This window comes from Arthrobacter sp. NPDC093139, assembly GCF_044754165.1.
In the GTDB taxonomy this organism is placed as follows: domain Bacteria; phylum Actinomycetota; class Actinomycetes; order Actinomycetales; family Micrococcaceae; genus Arthrobacter.
Genome location: NZ_JBIVOO010000005.1, coordinates 61467 through 79936, shown reverse-complemented (window position 1 = coordinate 79936; position 18470 = coordinate 61467). Strand labels below are relative to the sequence as shown.

17 protein-coding genes are annotated in these 18470 nt (G+C 66.5%); 10 read left to right on the top strand and 7 right to left on the bottom strand.

What is annotated here, in order from left to right; genetic code table 11:
• Positions 1 to 22 precede the first annotated feature (22 nt).
• From ACIP90_RS10015 to ACIP90_RS09995, 5 genes are all read left to right on the top strand, one after another.
• Complete coding sequence (locus ACIP90_RS10015; protein WP_400579052.1) at positions 23 to 1570, top strand: ABC transporter substrate-binding protein; 1548 nt, start codon at positions 23 to 25, stop codon at positions 1568 to 1570.
• A gap of 43 nt (positions 1571 to 1613) precedes the next feature.
• Positions 1614 to 2555: an ABC transporter permease gene (locus ACIP90_RS10010; RefSeq protein WP_400579050.1), complete on the top strand. Its 942-nt coding sequence runs from the start codon at positions 1614 to 1616 to the stop codon at positions 2553 to 2555.
• Positions 2548 to 3393 (top strand): ABC transporter permease, encoded by an 846-nt coding sequence (locus ACIP90_RS10005; protein ID WP_400579048.1) that lies wholly within the window; start codon positions 2548 to 2550, stop codon positions 3391 to 3393. Before ACIP90_RS10010 ends, ACIP90_RS10005 begins: the two co-directional genes overlap by 8 nt.
• The gene (locus ACIP90_RS10000; RefSeq protein WP_400579047.1) at positions 3386 to 5146 is read left to right on the top strand and encodes an ATP-binding cassette domain-containing protein; all 1761 of its coding nucleotides are present in this window, start codon (positions 3386 to 3388) and stop codon (positions 5144 to 5146) included. Before ACIP90_RS10005 ends, ACIP90_RS10000 begins: the two co-directional genes overlap by 8 nt.
• Positions 5147 to 5249: 103 nt before the next feature.
• On the top strand, positions 5250 to 6593 hold the full coding sequence (locus ACIP90_RS09995) for a GntP family permease (protein WP_400579045.1): 1344 nt from the start codon (positions 5250 to 5252) through the stop codon (positions 6591 to 6593).
• A gap of 36 nt (positions 6594 to 6629) precedes the next feature.
• On the opposite strand, the gene ACIP90_RS09990 is transcribed toward ACIP90_RS09995, so the two are convergent.
• From ACIP90_RS09990 to ACIP90_RS09980, 3 genes are all read right to left on the bottom strand, one after another.
• Positions 6630 to 7904, bottom strand: coding sequence for an aminotransferase class I/II-fold pyridoxal phosphate-dependent enzyme (locus ACIP90_RS09990; protein WP_400579043.1), 1275 nt, complete (start codon positions 7902 to 7904; stop codon positions 6630 to 6632).
• Positions 7904 to 8785 carry a class I SAM-dependent methyltransferase gene (locus tag ACIP90_RS09985; protein ID WP_400579041.1) on the bottom strand — a complete coding sequence of 294 codons (882 nt, stop codon included), beginning with the start codon at positions 8783 to 8785 and terminating at the stop codon, positions 7904 to 7906. The genes ACIP90_RS09990 and ACIP90_RS09985 overlap by 1 nt, the downstream gene beginning before the upstream one ends.
• A 126-nt stretch (positions 8786 to 8911) precedes the next feature.
• On the bottom strand, positions 8912 to 9832 hold the full coding sequence (locus ACIP90_RS09980) for a phosphatase PAP2 family protein (RefSeq protein ID WP_400579039.1): 921 nt from the start codon (positions 9830 to 9832) through the stop codon (positions 8912 to 8914).
• A 182-nt stretch (positions 9833 to 10014) separates the two neighbouring features.
• On the opposite strand from ACIP90_RS09980, the gene ACIP90_RS09975 reads away from it, so the two are divergent.
• Together ACIP90_RS09975 and ACIP90_RS09970 are read left to right on the top strand one after the other, a co-directional pair.
• On the top strand, positions 10015 to 10227 hold the full coding sequence (locus ACIP90_RS09975) for a hypothetical protein (RefSeq protein WP_400579038.1): 213 nt from the start codon (positions 10015 to 10017) through the stop codon (positions 10225 to 10227).
• 62 nt (positions 10228 to 10289) lie between these two features.
• Entirely contained in the window at positions 10290 to 10685 is a 396-nt protein-coding gene (locus ACIP90_RS09970; RefSeq protein ID WP_400579036.1) for a hypothetical protein, read from the top strand.
• Between the two features lie 36 nt (positions 10686 to 10721).
• On the opposite strand, the gene ACIP90_RS09965 is transcribed toward ACIP90_RS09970, so the two are convergent.
• The 4 genes from ACIP90_RS09965 to ACIP90_RS09950 all read right to left on the bottom strand — a co-directional run bounded on the left by ACIP90_RS09965 (position 10722) and on the right by ACIP90_RS09950 (position 14074).
• Positions 10722 to 11042, bottom strand: coding sequence for a hypothetical protein (locus ACIP90_RS09965; protein ID WP_400579035.1), 321 nt, complete (start codon positions 11040 to 11042; stop codon positions 10722 to 10724).
• A gap of 49 nt (positions 11043 to 11091) precedes the next feature.
• On the bottom strand, positions 11092 to 11589 hold the full coding sequence (locus ACIP90_RS09960; protein WP_400579033.1) for a hypothetical protein: 498 nt from the start codon (positions 11587 to 11589) through the stop codon (positions 11092 to 11094).
• Positions 11590 to 11732: 143 nt separating this feature from the next.
• The gene (locus ACIP90_RS09955) at positions 11733 to 12479 is read right to left on the bottom strand and encodes a response regulator transcription factor (protein WP_400579031.1); all 747 of its coding nucleotides are present in this window, start codon (positions 12477 to 12479) and stop codon (positions 11733 to 11735) included.
• Positions 12476 to 14074, bottom strand: a complete 1599-nt coding sequence (locus tag ACIP90_RS09950; RefSeq protein WP_400579029.1) for a sensor histidine kinase — start codon at positions 14072 to 14074, stop codon at positions 12476 to 12478. Before ACIP90_RS09950 ends, ACIP90_RS09955 begins: the two co-directional genes overlap by 4 nt.
• Positions 14075 to 14609: 535 nt before the next feature.
• Here ACIP90_RS09950 and ACIP90_RS09945 point away from each other — a divergent pair.
• The 3 genes from ACIP90_RS09945 to ACIP90_RS09935 all read left to right on the top strand — a co-directional run bounded on the left by ACIP90_RS09945 (position 14610) and on the right by ACIP90_RS09935 (position 18426).
• Positions 14610 to 16190, top strand: a complete 1581-nt coding sequence (locus tag ACIP90_RS09945; protein ID WP_400579027.1) for a response regulator — start codon at positions 14610 to 14612, stop codon at positions 16188 to 16190.
• Entirely contained in the window at positions 16183 to 17631 is a 1449-nt protein-coding gene (locus ACIP90_RS09940) for a sensor histidine kinase (protein WP_400579025.1), read from the top strand. The genes ACIP90_RS09945 and ACIP90_RS09940 overlap by 8 nt, the downstream gene beginning before the upstream one ends.
• A 135-nt stretch (positions 17632 to 17766) precedes the next feature.
• Positions 17767 to 18426: a class I SAM-dependent methyltransferase gene (locus ACIP90_RS09935; protein ID WP_400579023.1), complete on the top strand. Its 660-nt coding sequence runs from the start codon at positions 17767 to 17769 to the stop codon at positions 18424 to 18426.
• Positions 18427 to 18470 lie beyond the last annotated feature (44 nt).

The following is an 18470-nucleotide window of genomic DNA, read 5'->3' as shown; positions in this document are numbered from 1 at the left end:
ACCCACACTCTAGGTGGTTCCGTTGCGCATTTCGCTCCCATCGTCCGTGTCCCTGGGACTCGTGGCGCTCCTGTCACTGTCCGGCTGCGGCTTCAGCGGCTCCGGAGGAGGAATAAACAAAGCGGCCGACACCGACCAGCGGATCGTCGTCGACAACTTCCGCCCCCCGGTGGCCGGCTGGACCCTCGAGAGCGACGCCGCGTACATCCTGTCCCTGTCCGGATGCCTGGAGACCCTGACGCGCTACGACGCTGCGCAGGGCAAGATCGTGCCCTCGCTGGCAACCGAGTGGAAGCAGGCCTCTGCCCTCGAATGGGACTTCACCCTCCGCGAGGGAGTCAAGTTCCAGGACGGAACCCCACTGAACGCCGAGGCCGTGGTGCGCTCCCTGCGTACCGTGCTCGACGCCAAGGTCCCGGCCCGCGCATTCAGCCCAAAGGTGGTCAGCGGCGTCAAGGCCCTCGACGACCGCACCGTCCGCGTGACTACTCCGACGGAAAGCCCGCTGGTGCCCTACCGGCTGGCAAGCGTCAACACGGGCGTACTGTCGCCCGCCGCCTTCAAGGGTGAAACCGTTGACCCGTTCGGCCACTGCACCGGCCCCTTCAAGCCCGTTTCCGAAAAGCCGAAGCAGTCCCTGACCCTGGACCGCAACGAGAACTATTGGGGCGGAAAGGTGCAGCTTGCCGGCGCCGAGGTCCGGTTCATCACCGATGGCGCCACCCGCACCACCCAGGTCCAGACCGGCGAAGCCGACATTTCGATGTCAATCCCCGTCTCCGGCCTGGCCGCCTTGGAGGGGGATTCCAAGGTCAAAGTCCTCAAGGCCGATTCGCCGCGGACCGCCACGCTGTACATGAACAACGGAAGGGCCCCGTTCGACGACGTCGACTTCCGCAAGGCGATCCGCTCGGCTCTTGACCTGGATGCGCTCGCCGGAAGCGTCTATGAAGGTGCAGCCCTCCCGGCTACCGGTCCCTTTGCCCCTTCGGAGCCTTGGGCCATTGAGGGCGCTGCGGCGCCAAAGCAGGACGTCGAGGGCGCGAAAAAGCTGCTCGCTTCCGCGGGCTACACCGCCGACCGGCCGCTGGAGATCATCGCGATCGTCGAGCGCGCGGAGTTCGCGGACGTGGCAACCGTCATCCAGGAGAACCTGAAGGCCGTGGGCGTTCCGGTGAAGATCCAGACCAAGGAGTATGCCGCGGTGGAACCGGACCTGCTGTCCGGCAACTATGACATGGTGCTGAGCCAGCGCAACCGCCTGATCGACATCGCCGACCCCATCGGCTTCCTCACCGCGGACTACACCTGCGACGGCACCTACAACCTGAGCCACTTCTGCAACGCCGATTACGACAAGACGATCGCCCAGGCCTCCACGACGGCGAACTCCGAGGAACGGTACCGGCTCTACGCCAAGGCCGGACAGATCCTCCAGGACCAGGCCGTGAACGTCTGGCTCGTCAACGAGCAGGCCATCGACGCCGTCCGGTCCGACGTTCAGAACCACGTCCAGGACCCCCTGGCCCGGTACGTGCTCCGGGCGGAAACGGCAAAGCCGGGATCGTGAGCGGAACGTTTCCCGACGGTATCCAGCATCGGCCGGATCCGGCATGATGCAGTTCCTCGCCCGGCGAACGGCGGCCCTGGTGGTCGCCGTTCTTCTGGCGTCTTTCGTTGTCTTCCTCATCCCCTATGTCACTCCAGGGGATCCGGTACGGAAAATCATCCGGTCACGGGTGACCGGAGACGCAATCGATGACTCCGCCGTGGAAGCTCTCAGTCTTCAGCTGGGCCTGCAGGACCCCCTGTGGCTGCAGTACCTGCGCTGGCTGGGGCGGTTCATCAGCGGCGACATGGGCCTGTCCTACACAAGCCGCACGCCCGTCGTCGACCATGTGCTGCCCGCCCTCTGGATCACGCTCAGCCTGGTGGTCCTGGCCCTGGCCGTGGCGGCCGCGGTTTCGGTGGTTCTGGGCATCACGGCGGCCCTGAACGAGGGACGGCTGGCTGACCGGGCCATCACGGCGGTTAACCAGGCGCTGATCTCCATCCCCGAGTACTGGCTCGCGCCGATGCTCGTGCTGGTCTTCGCGATCCAGCTCTCCCTGCTGCCCTCCGCCGGGTGGGAGGGCCCGGCCTCCGCGGTCCTGCCCGTGGCCGTCCTCGCCCTGCGGCCGACCAGCCATTTCCTGTCCGCCGTGCGTGAGGGAATGCTCGAGGCGCTCGGCGCCGAGCACGTCGTCGCTGCCCGGAGCCGCGGGCTCAGCCGCGCCCAGGCCGTGTGGAAGCACGTGATCCCCAACGGGCTGCTGCCCCTGACCACCTTGGCAGCCGTGTGGTTCGCGGGCCTGCTGGGCGGATCGGTCATCGTCGAGGTCATCTTCGCCATCCCCGGCATGGGACGGCTGATGTTCGACGGCGTCCTGAACAGTGACATTCCGCTCGCCCAGGGCGCGGTGGTGGTGGTCGTCGGACTCGCCGTACTGCTGACCACGGCCGCGGATCTCATCCACGGCCTCCTCAACCCCCAAGTGAGGATGCTCCATGCGTAAGCTGCCTCCGCACGTCCTGGCCGCCGCTTCGGTCCTGGCCATCATCCTGCTGAGCGTGGTCCTGGCTGGCTGGATCACCCCCTATCCGGCTGCCGAACAAAACCTTGCCGCCCGGATGGCCCCGCCCAGCGGAGCCCACTGGCTGGGCACCGATCACTTGGGCCGCGATACCCTGAGCCGGCTGCTCGAAGGCGGAGGGTTCTCCCTGACCATCGCGGCGCTGGCCACCGTCCTCACGGCAATAATCGGCACGGCGATCGGCGTACTCAGCGCCCGCCGGCGGGGCTGGCTCGACGAGTTCTTCACCCGGACGAACGATGTCCTGCTTGCCGTGCCGGAGATGGTTGTGGCGCTGTTCCTGGTCGCCGCCATGGGAACCGGGTACCCAACCCTGCTCCTGGCCCTGACCGTGACAGGCTGGACACCCTTTGCCCGGCTGGCCCGGGCACTCGCCTACGACGTCTCGGCGCGGGGGTTCATCGAGGCAGCCCGCGTGGTGGGCTGCCCGCCGTCGTTCATTGTGCTGCGGCACATCCTGCCACACTTGGCCGGGCCCCTCCTCGGCCAGGCCACGCTCAGGTTCGGACAGTTCCTGATCAACGTCGGCGCCCTGTCCTACCTGGGACTGGGGGTACAGCCGCCGCAGTCGGACTGGGGATCGATGCTCGCCGCGGCCCAGCCCTACGCCCTGAGGGCACCAATGACGATCCTCGCCCCCGGCCTGGTGATCTTCACCGTCGCTCTGTGCGTCACCCTCATCGGCCAGCATCTGGCACGGATGTCCAGCAGCCGCCTGATGCTTGCGGCGTCCCCTGACTTGGCGGTCACCCATGCCTGAGGGCCTGTTCATCGAAAAACTGCACGTCAGCCAGCGGGCACCGCTGGCCAGGCGCCGCCCCGCCTCCGGCGCCGGTTCCGACGCGCGCCCGATCCTCTCCGGCGTCGACCTCTCCGTGGCTCCGGGGGAGTTCGTTGCCCTGGTGGGCGCCTCCGGGAGCGGCAAGTCCATGACGGCCCTGTCCGTCATGGGGCTGCTGCCGCCGCAGATCCATGTCGAGTCCGGGTCCGTCACGCTGGGCGGAACCGACCTCATCCGCGCGGGCGATAAGGAGCTCAACCGGGTCCGCGGCGGCCGGATCGGCATGCTGTACCAGCAGCCCAAGCGGATGTTCAATCCACGCATGACGATTGGCGGGCACCTGGCCGAACCGCTGAAGCTTCACCGCGGACTGCACGGACGCGCCGCCCGGGACCAGGCGCTGGCTCTGCTCGCGGACGCCGGATTTGAGGATCCGGTCCGGTGTGTCCGCTCGTATCCGCACCAGCTCTCAGGCGGCATGGCGCAGCGCGCAATGATGGCCGTTGCCATGGCCGGCCAGCCCGAACTGCTGCTGGCCGACGAGCCGACCTCCGCACTCGACAAGGTGCTGGAAGTACAAATCCTGGCGCTGATCGACAGGCAGCGTCGCGACCACGGACTGGGAGTCCTGTACATCACCCACGACCTGGCCACGGTTGCCGCGTTCGCTGACAGGGTGGTGGTGATGGACTGCGGCCGCGTCCAGGAAGCAGGACCGGCCAGGACCGTCCTCGAGGCGCCCCGGACCGCGGTCACCAGAGACCTCCTGGCGGCATCGGCCCTCACGACTGCCCGGATCCCGGCCCGGACTCCTGCGCGAATTCCCGTCCGCTTTCCCGTGCGGACAGTGACGGTAGGGATGCCGCTGGGGATTCCGGTCAGCATTCCGGGCCGGACGCCGGCGCCGCGGACGTCGCTGCGGACCCCGGTCCGCATTCCGGTCCGCAAGCCCGCAGCACCCGCAGCCGAGGCGCCAGAGCCGCGCACAATTCTGGCGCTGGACGGTGTCACTAAACGGTTTCCTTCCAAGGGGCGCGGTGCCCGTCCGGCTCTGGATGGCGTCTCGCTGAGCCTTCGTGAGGGTGAGATTCTTGGTGTCCTGGGCCAATCGGGCTGCGGGAAGAGCACCCTGGCCCGACTGCTCGTCGGGATCGAGACGGCGGACCGGGGCAGCGTCACCCGGGCGCTCCGCACGGGGGAGAACGGCACCGGTGCCGACGGCACAGAGGTGCAGCTCGTCTTCCAGGAACCGCACGATGCCTTCGACCCGCGCATGAAGCTCCGTGCCAGCCTGGAAGCTCCGCTGCTGCGGCGCCGGGACTGCCCGGCGGACGAGCGCCGTGAACGCATCCACAAGGCCGTTCGCGATGTTGAGCTGGAACCGGACCTGCTGGACCGGTATCCGGGCCAGTGCTCGGGAGGTCAGCTGCAGAGGATGACCATTGCCCGGGCGCTTCTTCTGGAGCCGGCGGTGCTGATCTGCGACGAGGCCACCTCGGCGCTGGATGCGGTCACGCAACGCAAAATTCTCGATCTGCTGCTGCGCCTGCACAGCGACCGCCCGCTGTCCCTGATCATGATCTCCCACGACATGAACGTCATCAGGTACATGAGCCAACGGGTGGCCGTGCTGTACCAAGGCGCCCTCGTGGAACTGGCACGCACAACCGACTTCTTTGCGAACCCGGTACACGGGCACAGCAAACAGCTGGTGGCCGCGGCCCGCCCTTGACGACGGGATCCTTCTCGGAAGACCCCATGTTGGTTTTGAGCCTTGACAGTGCCGACCGCCCAAGTATGAACTAGGTCAACTTCCCCGTCGGCAGGAGCAGGCCATGATCGCCCTTCACACCGTGATAGCCATCGTGGTCATCATCCTGCTCATCATCAAGGTCAAGGTCGACCCGGTGATCTCGCTGATCATCGGATCGCTCTACCTCGGCCTCGCGACCGGGGTCGGTTTCACGGCGACGATCATGGCGATCACCACCGGTTTCGGCGAAATCATGGGCGAGGTCGGCCTGCTCATCGGCTTCGGGGTGCTCATTGGGGCGATGCTCCATGCGATGGGCGCCTTCCGGAAGATGGTGACAATGCTCGTCAACGGCGTCGGTGCGCGTCGGCTCCCCTATGCGTTGACGGCTGCGATGTCGACTATCTTCCCCTCAATCTACGTGGACGTGCAGGTCGTGCTGGCCTCTCCAGTGGCGCGCTCAACCGGGCCCTTCATCGGCATGACCGGTTTGCCGCACATGGCAGGTGCGCTCGGGACGGGGATCTTCGCCGGCTACGTCTTCGTGCTCCCGGGACTGGCCGCGGTCTCCATCGCGGGCCTGCTAAACATCCCACTCGGCATCTGGCTCATCTACGGCCTCGTGCTCGGGCCGTTGACGGCGATCGCGACGACGTTGATCTTCCGATTGCTCCTGCGGGGCCGCTACTGGAAAGCGGCCAAGGACGAAGAGGTCGATGAAGCGATGGTCGAGCTGGAGACCACCGAGCTGGTCGAGGAGGACACCGCGACGCCCCCGCTGTTCGTCTGTCTGCTGCCCATCCTCGTTCCGCTCGTGATGATCGCCTTCGGGGCCTTCGCGGAACTGCTGGAATTCTCCAACGACTTCATCGCCTTCCTCGGCGACGCCAACTTTGCGCTCTTCGTCGGCCTGCTCGGCGCCTACGTGCTCTGCCGGCGCACCCTGGGTCCGAAGGGCACGGACACGGCAATGAGCGAGGGCTTCCACACCACGGGCGAGATCCTGCTCATCACCGGCATCGGCGGGTCGTTGGGCGCCGTCATCGGGGAGACCGGGCTCGATACGATCCTGGCCGACCTCTTCACTGCCGACGCAGGGGCGCCGGTCATCCTCAGTATCCTGCTCGCCTGGCTCATCGCCGCGGTGCTGCACTTGGCGATCGGGTCCGTGTCAGTTGCGGCGATCGCGGCTGCCGGGATCATCGGTCCGGTACTCGGGTCGATCGACGTCTCGCCGATCGCCGTCGGCCTTGCCATCGCCTCAGGTGCGATGTTCGCCCTTCAGGTCAACAGCAACTTCTTCTGGATGTTCAAGTCGCTGCTCGGACTGTCGACTCAGGGGACTTTCAAGACGCTAACGATGGTCACCTCCATCGCCTCGGTGGTCTCGCTGCCGATGGTCATGGCGGTGGCGCTCATCGCCTAGGGTCTGCTTCTCCTGCTGCTACAGTGACGGCCGCTGCTACAGTGACGGCGGGTGCGCCTTACTGGCCGGAGTCACCGGAATGAGGCCGGTGGGCAGGTGGTACTCCGAGTCCTCGGGACGGTCCTGCTCGGCCCGTTCGATGGCAGCCTGGAAGTGCGGCAGGCTCCGCTCCACCATCTCTTCGCTGGCGGTGAGGGAGATGCGGAAGAAACCGGGCGTTTCGAACAGGGCGCCCGGCAGCACGAAGACGTCCTCCTGGCTGAGTGCCTCGGTGAAGGCCTCGTCGTCGGCTATGGGGGAGTGGACGAACAAGTAGAACGTGCCCTCGGAAGGCTGCAGCCGGTAACTCATCCCGCGCAGCTCCCGCACGAGCCAGTCCCTTTTGCGCTGGAGCTGATCGACGTCGATGGTGAACCGTTCCAGCTTGGGCAGCGCATGCTGCAGCGTGCCGTTGGGATAGATCCAGCCCATCGCCACCTGCAGCGCGCCCATGGCGGGTGCGAGGTCCCTCCGGTCGGGCATGGCGGAAGGAAGGGCAAGGTATCCGATCCGCTCACCCGGTGCCAGATGCGTCTTACCGTACGAGTAGGCCAGCATCGTGTAGGGGTAGAACTCGGCAGGGCTGTGGAAACGGGCGCCGTCGAACACAATTCGGTTGTAGGGCTCGTCCGACACGAGATAGATCCGCCGTCCGATGCGCGCGGAGGCGGCCTCCAGCAGGTCGGCGAGGCGCTGCAGGAGCTCCGGCGGGTAGATCCGGCCGGTGGGGTTGTTCGGCGAATTGACGATCACCACCCGGGTTCGCGGAGTGATTGCAGCCCCGATGGCCTCAAGGTCAAGGTCGAACGTTTCCGTATTGATCCGGACCTTCACGGGGACAAGACCGGCCTCGACGACAAGCGGCTCGTACAGGAACCACGGCGGCAGGCTGTAAATCACTTCATCGCCCGGATCGGCCACCGCCTTCAGCGCCATGGCGAGCGCAGTGAATCCGCCGGTGGTCAGGTACAGGTCCTCGGCAGCGAACGGGACGTCCAGCAGTCCTTGAAGGGACTCCGCGGCGACCTCCCGCGCATAGGCGCCGTTGGACTTATAGGCAAACCACTGGTCGTCACGGGGGTTGACCGCATCCCGCAACGCGTCCACATACGCGGTTTGGGGCATCTGGTGCGGATTGCCCAACGTGAAGTCACAGACCCCGGGCAGAAGGTGCCGCCGGGAGTACGTGGAGTCGTTGAGGAACGCGCTGATCCGCTGGAAGGACGGGATGGACGCGACGCTGAGCGCGCGCCGGGATGCAGCGGAGTCCATCACTGCGCGCCTCCGGTGTTGGCACCTGGCCGCACCTTCTTGGCGGTGAGCAGCAGGTACTCCCAGTCCATCTGGGACGGTGCGTCGCCGTGGGCATCGCTGTAGGCCGCGGCGAGTTCAGTGAGGGCCTCGTCCAGGGCTTTGACTCTTTCCTCGTCCCCGCCAAGGGACTTGTACACCGAGATCGTGGGGCCGTAGTGGGACTTGAAGTAGTGCAGGAAGTCGTTGGGCTGGTGGAAGCTGGTAATGGTGACCGTCTGCTTCCGGGCATCGATGTCCGTGACGTTGCCGCCCAGGAGCTTGCGCACATGGTCCTCGCTGCCCCACAGCGTCGGGGGTTGGGCGCCGGGCGGAGGCGGGGGAGCGAACGGTTTCATCGTGGCGAACATCTGCCCGAGGAACCCTTCCGGCGTCCAGCTCAGCAAGCCGATCGTGCCGCCGGGGCGGCAGACCCTGAGCAGCTCACCGGCGCTCTTTTCATGGTGCGGGGCAAACATGACGCCGAGGCAGGACATCACCACATCGAACTCGCCGTCGGGGAACGGGAGGGCCTCGGCGTCCGCTTCCATCCATTCCAGATCGACGCCGCGGTCGGCTGCCTGGTGACGGCCGGCGTCGAACATCTCCGGAGTTAGGTCGCTGGCCACCACCTGGGCCCCCATCATGGCCGCGGGAATGGCGGCATTACCGGCGCCCGCGCCGACATCCAGCACCCGCTGCCGCGGTTTGATGCCGCAGGCCTCAACGAGGATGGCGCCGAGATTGGGGATGAGCTCGCTGGCGAGGGCGGGATAGTCCCCCTGCGCCCACATGGCCCGGTGCTTCTCCTTGAGTGCCCGGTCCGCGGTGGCATCCGCCGTGGTTGCATCCTTGTCATTCATCCGAACCCCTCCGCGTGCTGCATCATTGCCTGTGCAGGTTGTCATGGACAGCCCGCTGCTGGCCCAGTGGAGGCTGTGGTGCGACTTATTCTCGGCTTCGATGCCGGGGATGTAAAGAAGGAGCCGCTACCTGGCAGGTGCTTCCCGGCGGCGTGCGGCATAGGCGAACAGCGACGTCGTGGCCACGGTGGCCAGGTATCCGGCGATCACGATCAGTGAAATTCCCGCCCAGAAGTAATTGGTGGTGCTGCCCTCCTGGCCCGGCGGTGCGATGGTAACCAACGAAAACACCGCCACCGCGGCGGAGGCCAGGCCGATCGCCACCGGCAGTCCCAGCCAAAGCCGCGCGGACGCCCAGTGACCGTTGAAGCCGTCCCACACATTCCACTCATGGGTGCCCGTGCGGATGATGAGCCAGCCGGCGGGAATCATGAAGCAGCCCACCAGCAGGAACGCGGCCACCACATCCGCGGGCCGGTGCCACTGGTTCACCAGCGTGGACATTCCCGACGCGATCGCAAAACTGCCGCCCACGAACCCCGCAAGAGGCCGCCAGCGCGGGGATGCCATGAGGAACACCGCCGCCGCCGCAGACGCCGCCAGTGTGGTGTGCCCCGACGGCAGCGAGTTCAGCTCCAGCGTCTCCACACCCCGGTCCGGGCGCACCGGCAGCAGCTGCTTGAGAACCTGAGTGGCGATGTTTGCCGCCACGCACGCGGCGAGGGCGATGCCCGCCGCCCGCCAGCGGCGGTGGATCACCGTGACAAACAGAACGACGACGGCGGCCATCACCAGGGAGATGGTGGGCAGCCAGTCCAGGAACCGGGTGGTGACCTTGCCCGCAGGTCCATGGATTTCCACGGCCTCCACCAGCGCTGACTCGTCGATGAACTGGCCGGTGGTGGTGCGCACAAAGTAGTAGTACGTGGCCGCGAGCCCGGCCATGCAGGCCAGGGTGGCCATGAAGAAGAGGAAGCCGGTGCCCCTCGCGAGGCGCATCCGGCCCGCGGGCTGCTTGCGTCTGGGGTCCCTGGGCTGAGAAATCATCGTATAAAGGGTGTCACAGTTTGCTGGGAGCCGCCTGACTGCCGGGTGGACGCCGGCACTCGGTTTTGGATGCCTGGTTTTGGACGCCTGCAATCGGTGCGCCTTTATCGGTTCGCCTCGATAGCGCGCCCCTCGACAGCGCGCCCCTCGACAGCTTGCCGGGCGCGAATTACGTTGGGCGTATGACTGAAAACCCGGAAGACACCGGTACTGCCCGCGAAGACACCGGCACTGCCCGAGAAGATGATGGACTCGACCGCGGCGCAAACGAGTCCGCTCACGGCTCGCCCGCAGGTGACCTGAGCAGCAAACTGGACCCCGACTTCATCCCGCAGCAGGGCGATACCCCCGAAGTGGAACGGACCCGGGAGCACCCGGAGGAAACCGGCAGCTGAGCGGCTTTTCGGCCCAGGACATATTGACCATCCGGTGGCCCGCAGGCGGATAGAGTTTGAGCATGGCCGGACTCGCAGATGTTCTGGGCCCCATTCTGGAACTGATGTCCTGGGTGGGGTTCATTCCGGGTGTGCCGCTGCTCGTGTGGGGCCTGGTCATCAGGAGACGGCGGTGCCAGTGGACGAGCACGTCCGGCGAGGTGTACACAGCCGGCGGCTTCACCGGATTCCGCTGGATCGACCAGGAAAACGTGCCCCGGCAGACACTCGTGGACGCGGAAGTGGCGCGCGGACTGGTGGCAGGCAACGAAGTGAAACTCCACTACGACCTCTGCCACCCTTCCCGCTGGGGCCTCGAGCCTCCCAAGCACGACAACACCGTCCTGATCCTCGGCTGGATCTTCACCGGGCTCGGGCTTCTGTGCACGGTGGGCGGGTTCGTGCTGCTGCTCTTCTAACGGTCCCCCTCTGGCGGACTCCTTCTAAAGGCCCGGCTAATGGCCCGGGCTGGGCCGGACCGCGTGCCCGCGTGCCGGCTGTGGAGTGCCGCTGCGCTTGTTCCGTTCCTTCAGGTGATCCAGCAGCGCCTGCTCAGGATGTCCGGGGTTCTCCGCAAGGTGCCGGAGCAGCCGGCGCCGCACGTCTGACCGCGGGTCTGCTGTGGTAAGCACGTTCTGGATAATGTCCAGGACCTGCTGGTGCAGTTCGGAATCGTCAATGGTGATCGTGGAGGGCTGGCTGTTCGGCACGCCGATTGTGTAACCGCGGCGTTCCGGCGGAATGGGTTCATGCAGGTCACGGAAGTTCCTGTGCATCACGGACTCCTTCTTTGGGGAAATCTCTGGGGTACCGTCCCGCTGGCGCTCATTCATCGCTGGCATCTCCGCTGCCGTCCAGGCCGCCCTTGTCGTCGGGCTTTACCAGGGATGAGGAATCTCCTGTTGCTGCCACGGCGGGAGAAGTCACCTGCGTGGGTGCGACGTGCTGGACAGCGCCCGGGTCATCACCGACGGATACGCCGGCGGGCGTGTCGGTGGCCTGGGTCTGGGCCATCTGGACCGGCGGGGAGTCCAGCGCTGAACCGGGCGCATCCGGCGCTGAACTGGCGGGAGCGGCGGTATTGAGGGGCATGGACTTGCGGGAAGGGGACGTGGCCTCGGCAGTCGTCAGGGGCTTGCTGCGGGGAGACAGTTCGGCGGGCGACGCCGCGTCGTTCGCCCCGGGCACGGCGCCTTGCCGGACGGTATCGACCACCACCACACCGGCAGGCTGGTCCGTAGGCGCACCTGCAAGCGACTGTGTCCAGACCGCAAGACCGGCAAGTCCGATCAGGGGAACGCTCAGCACGGATAACTTCTTCACCGGCCTGCCTTCCCTCGTTGGTGATTCCACTCTGAGGCGCGAAGGTGAGGCAAAAATGAGACGTGGATGAGAATCCTCTCATCCAGCCCGCGGCGGGCACGGCGCCGCTGCTTAAATCCAAAACAGCCCTAATCCGGAACAGCTCAGACCGGGGCTGGCTCCTGGCCGTTCGGGTCCCCGTTGCGGGGGCTGTCCGGAGCGTCGCCGGCGGGGGACGCTTCCTCGGGCAGGCACACGAGGCGGTAGCCCACGCCCCGGACTGTCTGGATGCGGTTCTGGCCGAGCTTGTGCCGCAGATACCGCACGTAGACGTCCACCACGTTGGAGGACCCTTCAAAGTGGTAACCCCACACCCGGCTCAACAGTTGCTCCCGGCTGAGGACCCGGCCGGCGTTCTCCATGAGGGTCCGCGCCATGACGAACTCCCTGGCCGAAAGGTCAATGATGCGTCCGCCGATCTGCGCGGTCCGCAGGTTGATGTCGAGCGTCAAATCGCCGCAGACGAGCGTGGGTGCTGCCGTGACGGGCGACGTGCCCCGGAGCCGCAGCTTCACGCGCGACAGCAGTTCCTCGAACCTGAAGGGTTTGGTCATGTAGTCATCGGCGCCGCCCTCGAGCGCGGATACCGTGCTTTCCAGGCTGTCCGCGGCGGTGAGGACGATCACCGGGATGGCGGAGTGCATGGCCCGGAGGTTCTGAAGGACGGTAAGCCCGTCCATGCGGGGCATTCCGATATCCAGGATGAGCAGGTCGTACTCCCCGGACGTGGCGTAGTCCAGCGCCTTCACGCCGTCGGAGACCTGGGTGGTGGTGTATCCCGCCGCCGTGAGGCCCTTAACGAGGAAGGCCGCAATGCGGGGCTCGTCATCGGCGATGAGGATCCGGGTCACAGGCTGCCTCCGTGACCTGAGAGGACGGCAGTGCCCGACGACGGCTTGGTCAGCCGGGATTTTGCGTGCGGGCCGGCCGCTCTTTTCGCCGCGCCGGGTGAGTCCTCCTCGGCGCTGTCCCCACCCCCTGCCGGGATGGTCAGCACAAACCGGCTTCCCTGGCCTACGGTCGATTCCAGCCGGACGGTTCCGCCGTGCGCTTCGGCGATGGCCTTGACGATCGAGAGGCCCAGTCCGGAGCCTTCGGACGATCCCGCGGCATTGCGGCCCTTCGCGAACCGTTCGAAGATGCGCTCGTGATCCTCGGCGGGGATGCCGGTGCCGGTGTCCGAGACCCAGATTTCGAGGTCCGTCGACTGGTGCGGCCGCGCACCCAAAGGTGCGCCGCCGTCGTCGTTCTTTGCCCAGGCGGCCCCGATGGAGATCCGGTCCGTCTCGGCCGTGTGCCTGACGGCATTGACCGCGAGCTGTTCCAGCGCCTGCATGAGCCGGTGCCGATCGGCGCGGATGAGGCCGCCCGGCTTGGCCTCCAGCTCCCAGCGGCGCGGAGCGAAGACCTTGATGCGGTTCAGGATGTTCTCCAGGAAGATGTCGGCTTCGATCCACTCCGGGGACACGAAGTCGGGCCGGCCGCTGCGGGCAAGGATCAGCAGGTCCTCCACCAGCACCTGCATCCTGTCCAGCTCATCCAGGAGCAGGATGCGGGTCTGGTCCACGTCCTCGGGGTCGCCCGCGCGCAGCAGTTCCAGATAACCGCGGATGACCGTCATGGGCGTGCGGAGTTCATGGCCGGCGTCGTGGACGAAGCGGCGCTGGTTCTCGAAGCCGGACTCGAGCCGTTCCAGCATGTGGTTGAAGTTCATGGCCAGCTGGGCGACGTCGTCCGTGCTCCCTGTGACATCCACGCGCTTCGTCAGGTCTTCGAACGTGGTGTTCTGGGTGGCTTCCCGCAAGCGCCGGATGGGGCTGAGCAGCCGCCCGATGAACACGTACCCCATGAAACCGGCGATGGCGAGTGTCACCAGGGCCGCCAGGGCGTAGGTCCACATGGAATTGACGATCTGGTCGCGCTGGCGGCCGATCTCATTGGCCACCACCAGGAGCCCCTCTTGCGGCTTGCCTTGCAGCTTCACCGGCGTGATGGACAGGCGCACTTCCCGGCCATCGATCACGGTGTCCTGCACCACGGTCCGGTCAGGGCGGCTCCAGGCCCAGATCTGCTCCCTGATCGCCAGCGAGCCCAGGTTGGTGGCCTGCTGGCCGCCCGGCAGGATCGTGTTGCCATCCCGGATCAGTGTTATCAGCGACTCGTGCCCGCCGGGCGTCTCCGATCTCAGGAACAGTGTGAATAGTTCGTCCAGCGACCTGAACCCAGGACCCGGGGCCGGCTGAACGAGGGCGTTCAGGTTCTTCCTCGGCTGCTGCAGCTCCTCATTAACACGGTCATCGAGGCTCCTGAGTTGGGCCGCATACGTGACTGCACCGGAGACCATAAGGCCCACCGCCATGAAAACAAGGAGTGTGGCCAGCACCCGGAACCGGACGGAACGGATTTCACTCCGCAGCTCCGCCCGCAGGACACTGGCAGACTTCATTGCCTTGCCCGTCGCAGGTGCCATGGCCGCCGCAAGTGACTTGGCCGCCCTACGTTCCGACACCGTTCGTGTAACGCAGCACACATTTTCCCGCCGGCCACAAAAAATTTTTGGTTCCCTGACGCGCCGGCCACAATACTCACAGCGGGGTACTCGGAGTACTTGGTTGCACCCTCTACTGCCACGCTCCGCGTCATCGGGTCACTCATTCCATGCTTATCCGGCGGTCCTCAGGGGGGCGAGGATCGCATAAAGCCGCTGGGAACTGCGGCAATACCAAGATAGGCCTGCATTCTTGGGAAAAACTTGGTGATGTCCTCCGTCGATGGGGCTTCCTCCCCGCGGTTGGAGGGGTGGCGTGGCATGACCGCCGGGCCGGCGAGCCGGGTGGGCCGCCCCGAACTGCGACGCATCCAAGTAGTCCTTCCCCGAAAAATCGAGTACTCGCTACTCGTGCCCGTACTTGCACAAGTGACAAATATGAGGGTCACGCCATTCATGGGGAATGCAGTTCATGGGGATAGTAGGTGCACACATGGTTCAGACAGTTGCAGAGGACACTCGCTGGTCGCGCAGGGCACAAGACGACGAGTTCCTCCCGACAGCCAGAGATGGTGCAGGTGGAGCGGCGACGAAGCTCTCCATCAGCATCCTGGGTCCGCTCAAGGTCCGCCGCGGAAACGTGGTCATCGGATCACACGAGCTGGGCGGCCCCAAGCCACGCCAGGTGCTGGAGATCCTGTTGCTCAAGCTGGGCACACCGGTTTCCAAAAACCACCTGATCGATGTCCTGTGGAACGGGCAGCCTCCGGCCGAGGCGCTCTCCACCCTCGAAAGCTACGTCAGCGTGCTGCGCCGCCACCTGCAGCCCGGCTCCGGCAAGGGCGGCGCCCTCCGGACGGTCACCGGCGGCTACATGATGGACCGCAGCATGGTTGACCTGGACCTTGACCGGTTCGACGACCTCCTCAAGCAGGCAGGACACGCCAGCCCGCAGGAATCCTACAAGATGCTCGAGAAGGCACTGGAGATCGCATCCGTGCCACTGCTCGGCGACGAACTCCTGGCCGGCTGGGCCGAAGAAGAACGGGCACTGCATGCAGCCCGGGTGGCCGGCATCAAGGCCCGCGCCGCCGAAGCCGCCGTCGCCGTGGGACAGCCGGAACGCGCCGTGGCCCTGGCCAGCGAGCTGCTGCTTGACGATCCCATTAACGAGCGGGCCTGGACCGCCCTGGTGCTCGGGCTCGAAGAATCCGGACAGTACATGGAGGCGCTGCGCGCCTACGGACGGTGCCGCCGGGTCATGGACCAGGAGATCGGCTGCCTTCCCGGCCGGGCGCTCCGCGACGCACACGCCAGGCTGCTTCAGGCCACGGCCGCCAGCGACGACGAAGCGGCCGAGCTGTCCGACACCGACTCACCGCTTCCTCCCGTTAGTTCACAAAGCATGCGCGAAATCAGCATCCTGACCATCGACGACCACAGCACCTTCACGGAACTGCTGACCGCCGCCCTGGACCGCGAGCCGGACCTCCGCAGTGTCGCGTCGGCCACCACCGCCAAGAGCGGCGTGGAACAGAGCATGGCGCTCAAGCCCGACGTCGTCATCATGGACTACCACCTGCCTGACGGCGACGGCCTCACCGCAGCCGCCCGGATCCTGGCGGATGCCCCGCAGACGCGGATCGTGATGCTCACCGGAGATCCGACTCCGGAAGCCCTGCGCACCGCCGCCTCGATGGGCATTTGCGCCTTCCTTCCCAAGGGCGGCTCGCTGTCCACGCTGCTGGACACACTCCGGTACGCGCGGGCCGGGAACATGGTGGTCCACCCGTCCCTGGTGGCACAGCTGGGCATGAGCACCCCGAAGCCGGCACCTGCCGTCCGGGAAGTCGAGCCCGGCGGTCCGGTCCTTACGCCGCGGGAGCTGGATGTCCTCCGGCTGATGGCGGGCGGCCACGGATCCAAGGAAGTGGCCAGCAAGCTGGACATCTCGCTCAACACCTGCCGGGGATACGTGAAAGCGATCTTCGCCAAACTCGGAACCCACTCGCAGCTCGAATCGGTCATGGAAGCTTCACGGCGCGGCATGCTCGAGCAGCCGTCCGATGGCTAGGCCGTCTTTCCGGAGGCCGGCCCTGTTCTACGCATTTGATCTCGCGCAGGCCGAGCGTTCCGAGGTCTTCAATGCGGTGCGGCAGTTCCTGGTCATGGGTCTCGCGGCTCTGGTAGTGGTTACCACCCCGGTGGCCTTCTGGATCTGGTCTGAGGCGGAACACCATGCCTTGGAGAACTCGCAGCTGGCCACCGAGAACCTGGCCCAAAACGTGGTGGCGCCGCTTCTGGACGAGGCTGTGCTGTCCGGGGATCCGGCCGGCATCGCACGGCTGGACGAGCGGCTGCTCCCCTGGGTTGGGGAACGGTCCGTGTTCGAGATCAGGCTCTGGGATGCGGACGGGCGCATGGTTTACTCCGACGACGAGAAACTCATCGGTCAGAAGTTCACTTTGCCCCATGACGCTCTGGAGGTTCTGGCCGGTAAGCCCGTCAAAGCCACGCTGGAACTGCAGGCAGACGAGGTGCAGGAAGGGGTAAACACCGGCGAGCTGGTCGAAGTCTACGTCCCGGTCACGGCGCCCAACGGCGAGCGGCTCGCCTTCGAGGCGTACTACGACGACGACGCCGTCCGCCAGGAACAGGCTGCGGTCCTGCTGGACATGGTTCCGCCCTTCCTCCTGGCGCTGGCCGTCCTGCAGTTGGCGCAGCTCCTGCCGGCAGTGCGGCTGGCCCGCAGGATCCAGGCCTATGAGGCGAGCCGGACCCGCCTGCTCCACCGTGCCATCGAGGCCTCGGAGCTGGAGCGCCAGCGGATCGCCCGCGACCTGCACGACGAAGTGATCCAGGACCTCTCCGGACTCTCCTATGTGCTGGAGTCCGAGGAGCTGCACCGCCCCGTGGGCCAGCGCCGGCTGTTCTCTGAGGCCCGGCGGATCCTGCAGGACAACGTGCGGAACCTGCGCGCCATGACCAGCGAACTGTACCCTCCGGATCTCAGCCGGCTGGGCCTGTCCGGGGCCTTGGCGAGGCTGGGCGATCCGCTGGAGGAGCGCGGGATCAGCCTCACCCTGGACCTCCCGCCCACGTTCGAGCTGGACCGCGACCGTGCCGCCCTGTTCTACCGGGTGGCGCGGGAGGCCCTGGCGAACACGGCCAAGCATTCCAAGGCGACCAGGGCGGAGCTGCTGCTGCGACAGTCGGGGAAGCGGTCTGAAATACGCATCTCGGACGACGGCTGCGGCTTCGACCAGAGCCTGGGATCGCCTGAAGGGCACTTCGGTCTGCGGATCATGAAGGACACCATCAGTGAAGCCGGCGGATCCCTGCAGGTCCTCTCGACGCCTGGGCAGGGGACAACCGTGATTGCACGGTTCGGGACCGGGATCGAGGATGACAAGGTTGACGACGAGCCCCGCGGCGGCGCACGACGCGCTGCACGTCAGCTTTCGGGCAGTGGCGAGCTCAGCGGCGCTCAGGAAGTGCCGCAGCCGGTACGCTAGCGAACGGAGGAACAGGTCCGGGCGGTCCGCCGCCACGACCTCTATGACAAAACCGGCGGTACCTCAAGGTGCCGCCCCCAATACCGCCGGCCCCTCCAATGACGTAGGGGCCGGCGTCCTTTAAGGGAGAACACCGTGACGTCACCGCAGAGCCCTGAAGGACCCGCCGCACTGCAGCACCCGCGGTTCGCCCGCGCCTACGCACGAGCCATCGTCGGCATGAACCGCCGCGGCGGCGCTGAACACCGCCGCCGCCTGCTGTCGGGTCTGCGGGGCAACGTCATCGAGGTCGGCGCCGGCGAGGGATCGTCGTTCGCGCTGTATCCCGCCGCGGTGGCCGACGTTCTGGCCGTTGAGCCGGATGACTACCTGCGCAGCCTTGCCGATCTCCGGGCCAAGTCGGCCCCTGTCCCGGTGGTGGTGGTGGCGGGCTCGGCCGAGCGGATCCCGGCCCGCGACGCCAGCGCAGATGCAGTGGTCTGCAGCCTGGTTCTTTGCAGTGTTGCCGATCAGGGCGCGACGCTCGCGGAAATCTTCCGCGTCCTCCGCCCCGGCGGAACGCTGGCCTACTACGAGCATGTCCGCTCGGCCAGCCGCCTGCTCGCCGCAGCGGAGGATGTGATGGCGCCGGTCTGGCAGCGGATGGCTGGCGGCTGCCACCTCAACAGGGACACTCTGGAAGCCGTCCGGGCCGCAGGATTCCAAGTGACCGACAACGAGCGCTTCGGTTTCGCGCCCCACGCGCTGGCGCCGCCGGTGGCGCATATCCTGGGGCATGCCACGCGTCCCGACTGATCGCCGGGGCGGGTTGTCCACATAGCCGGACCCCTGCCGCCCGG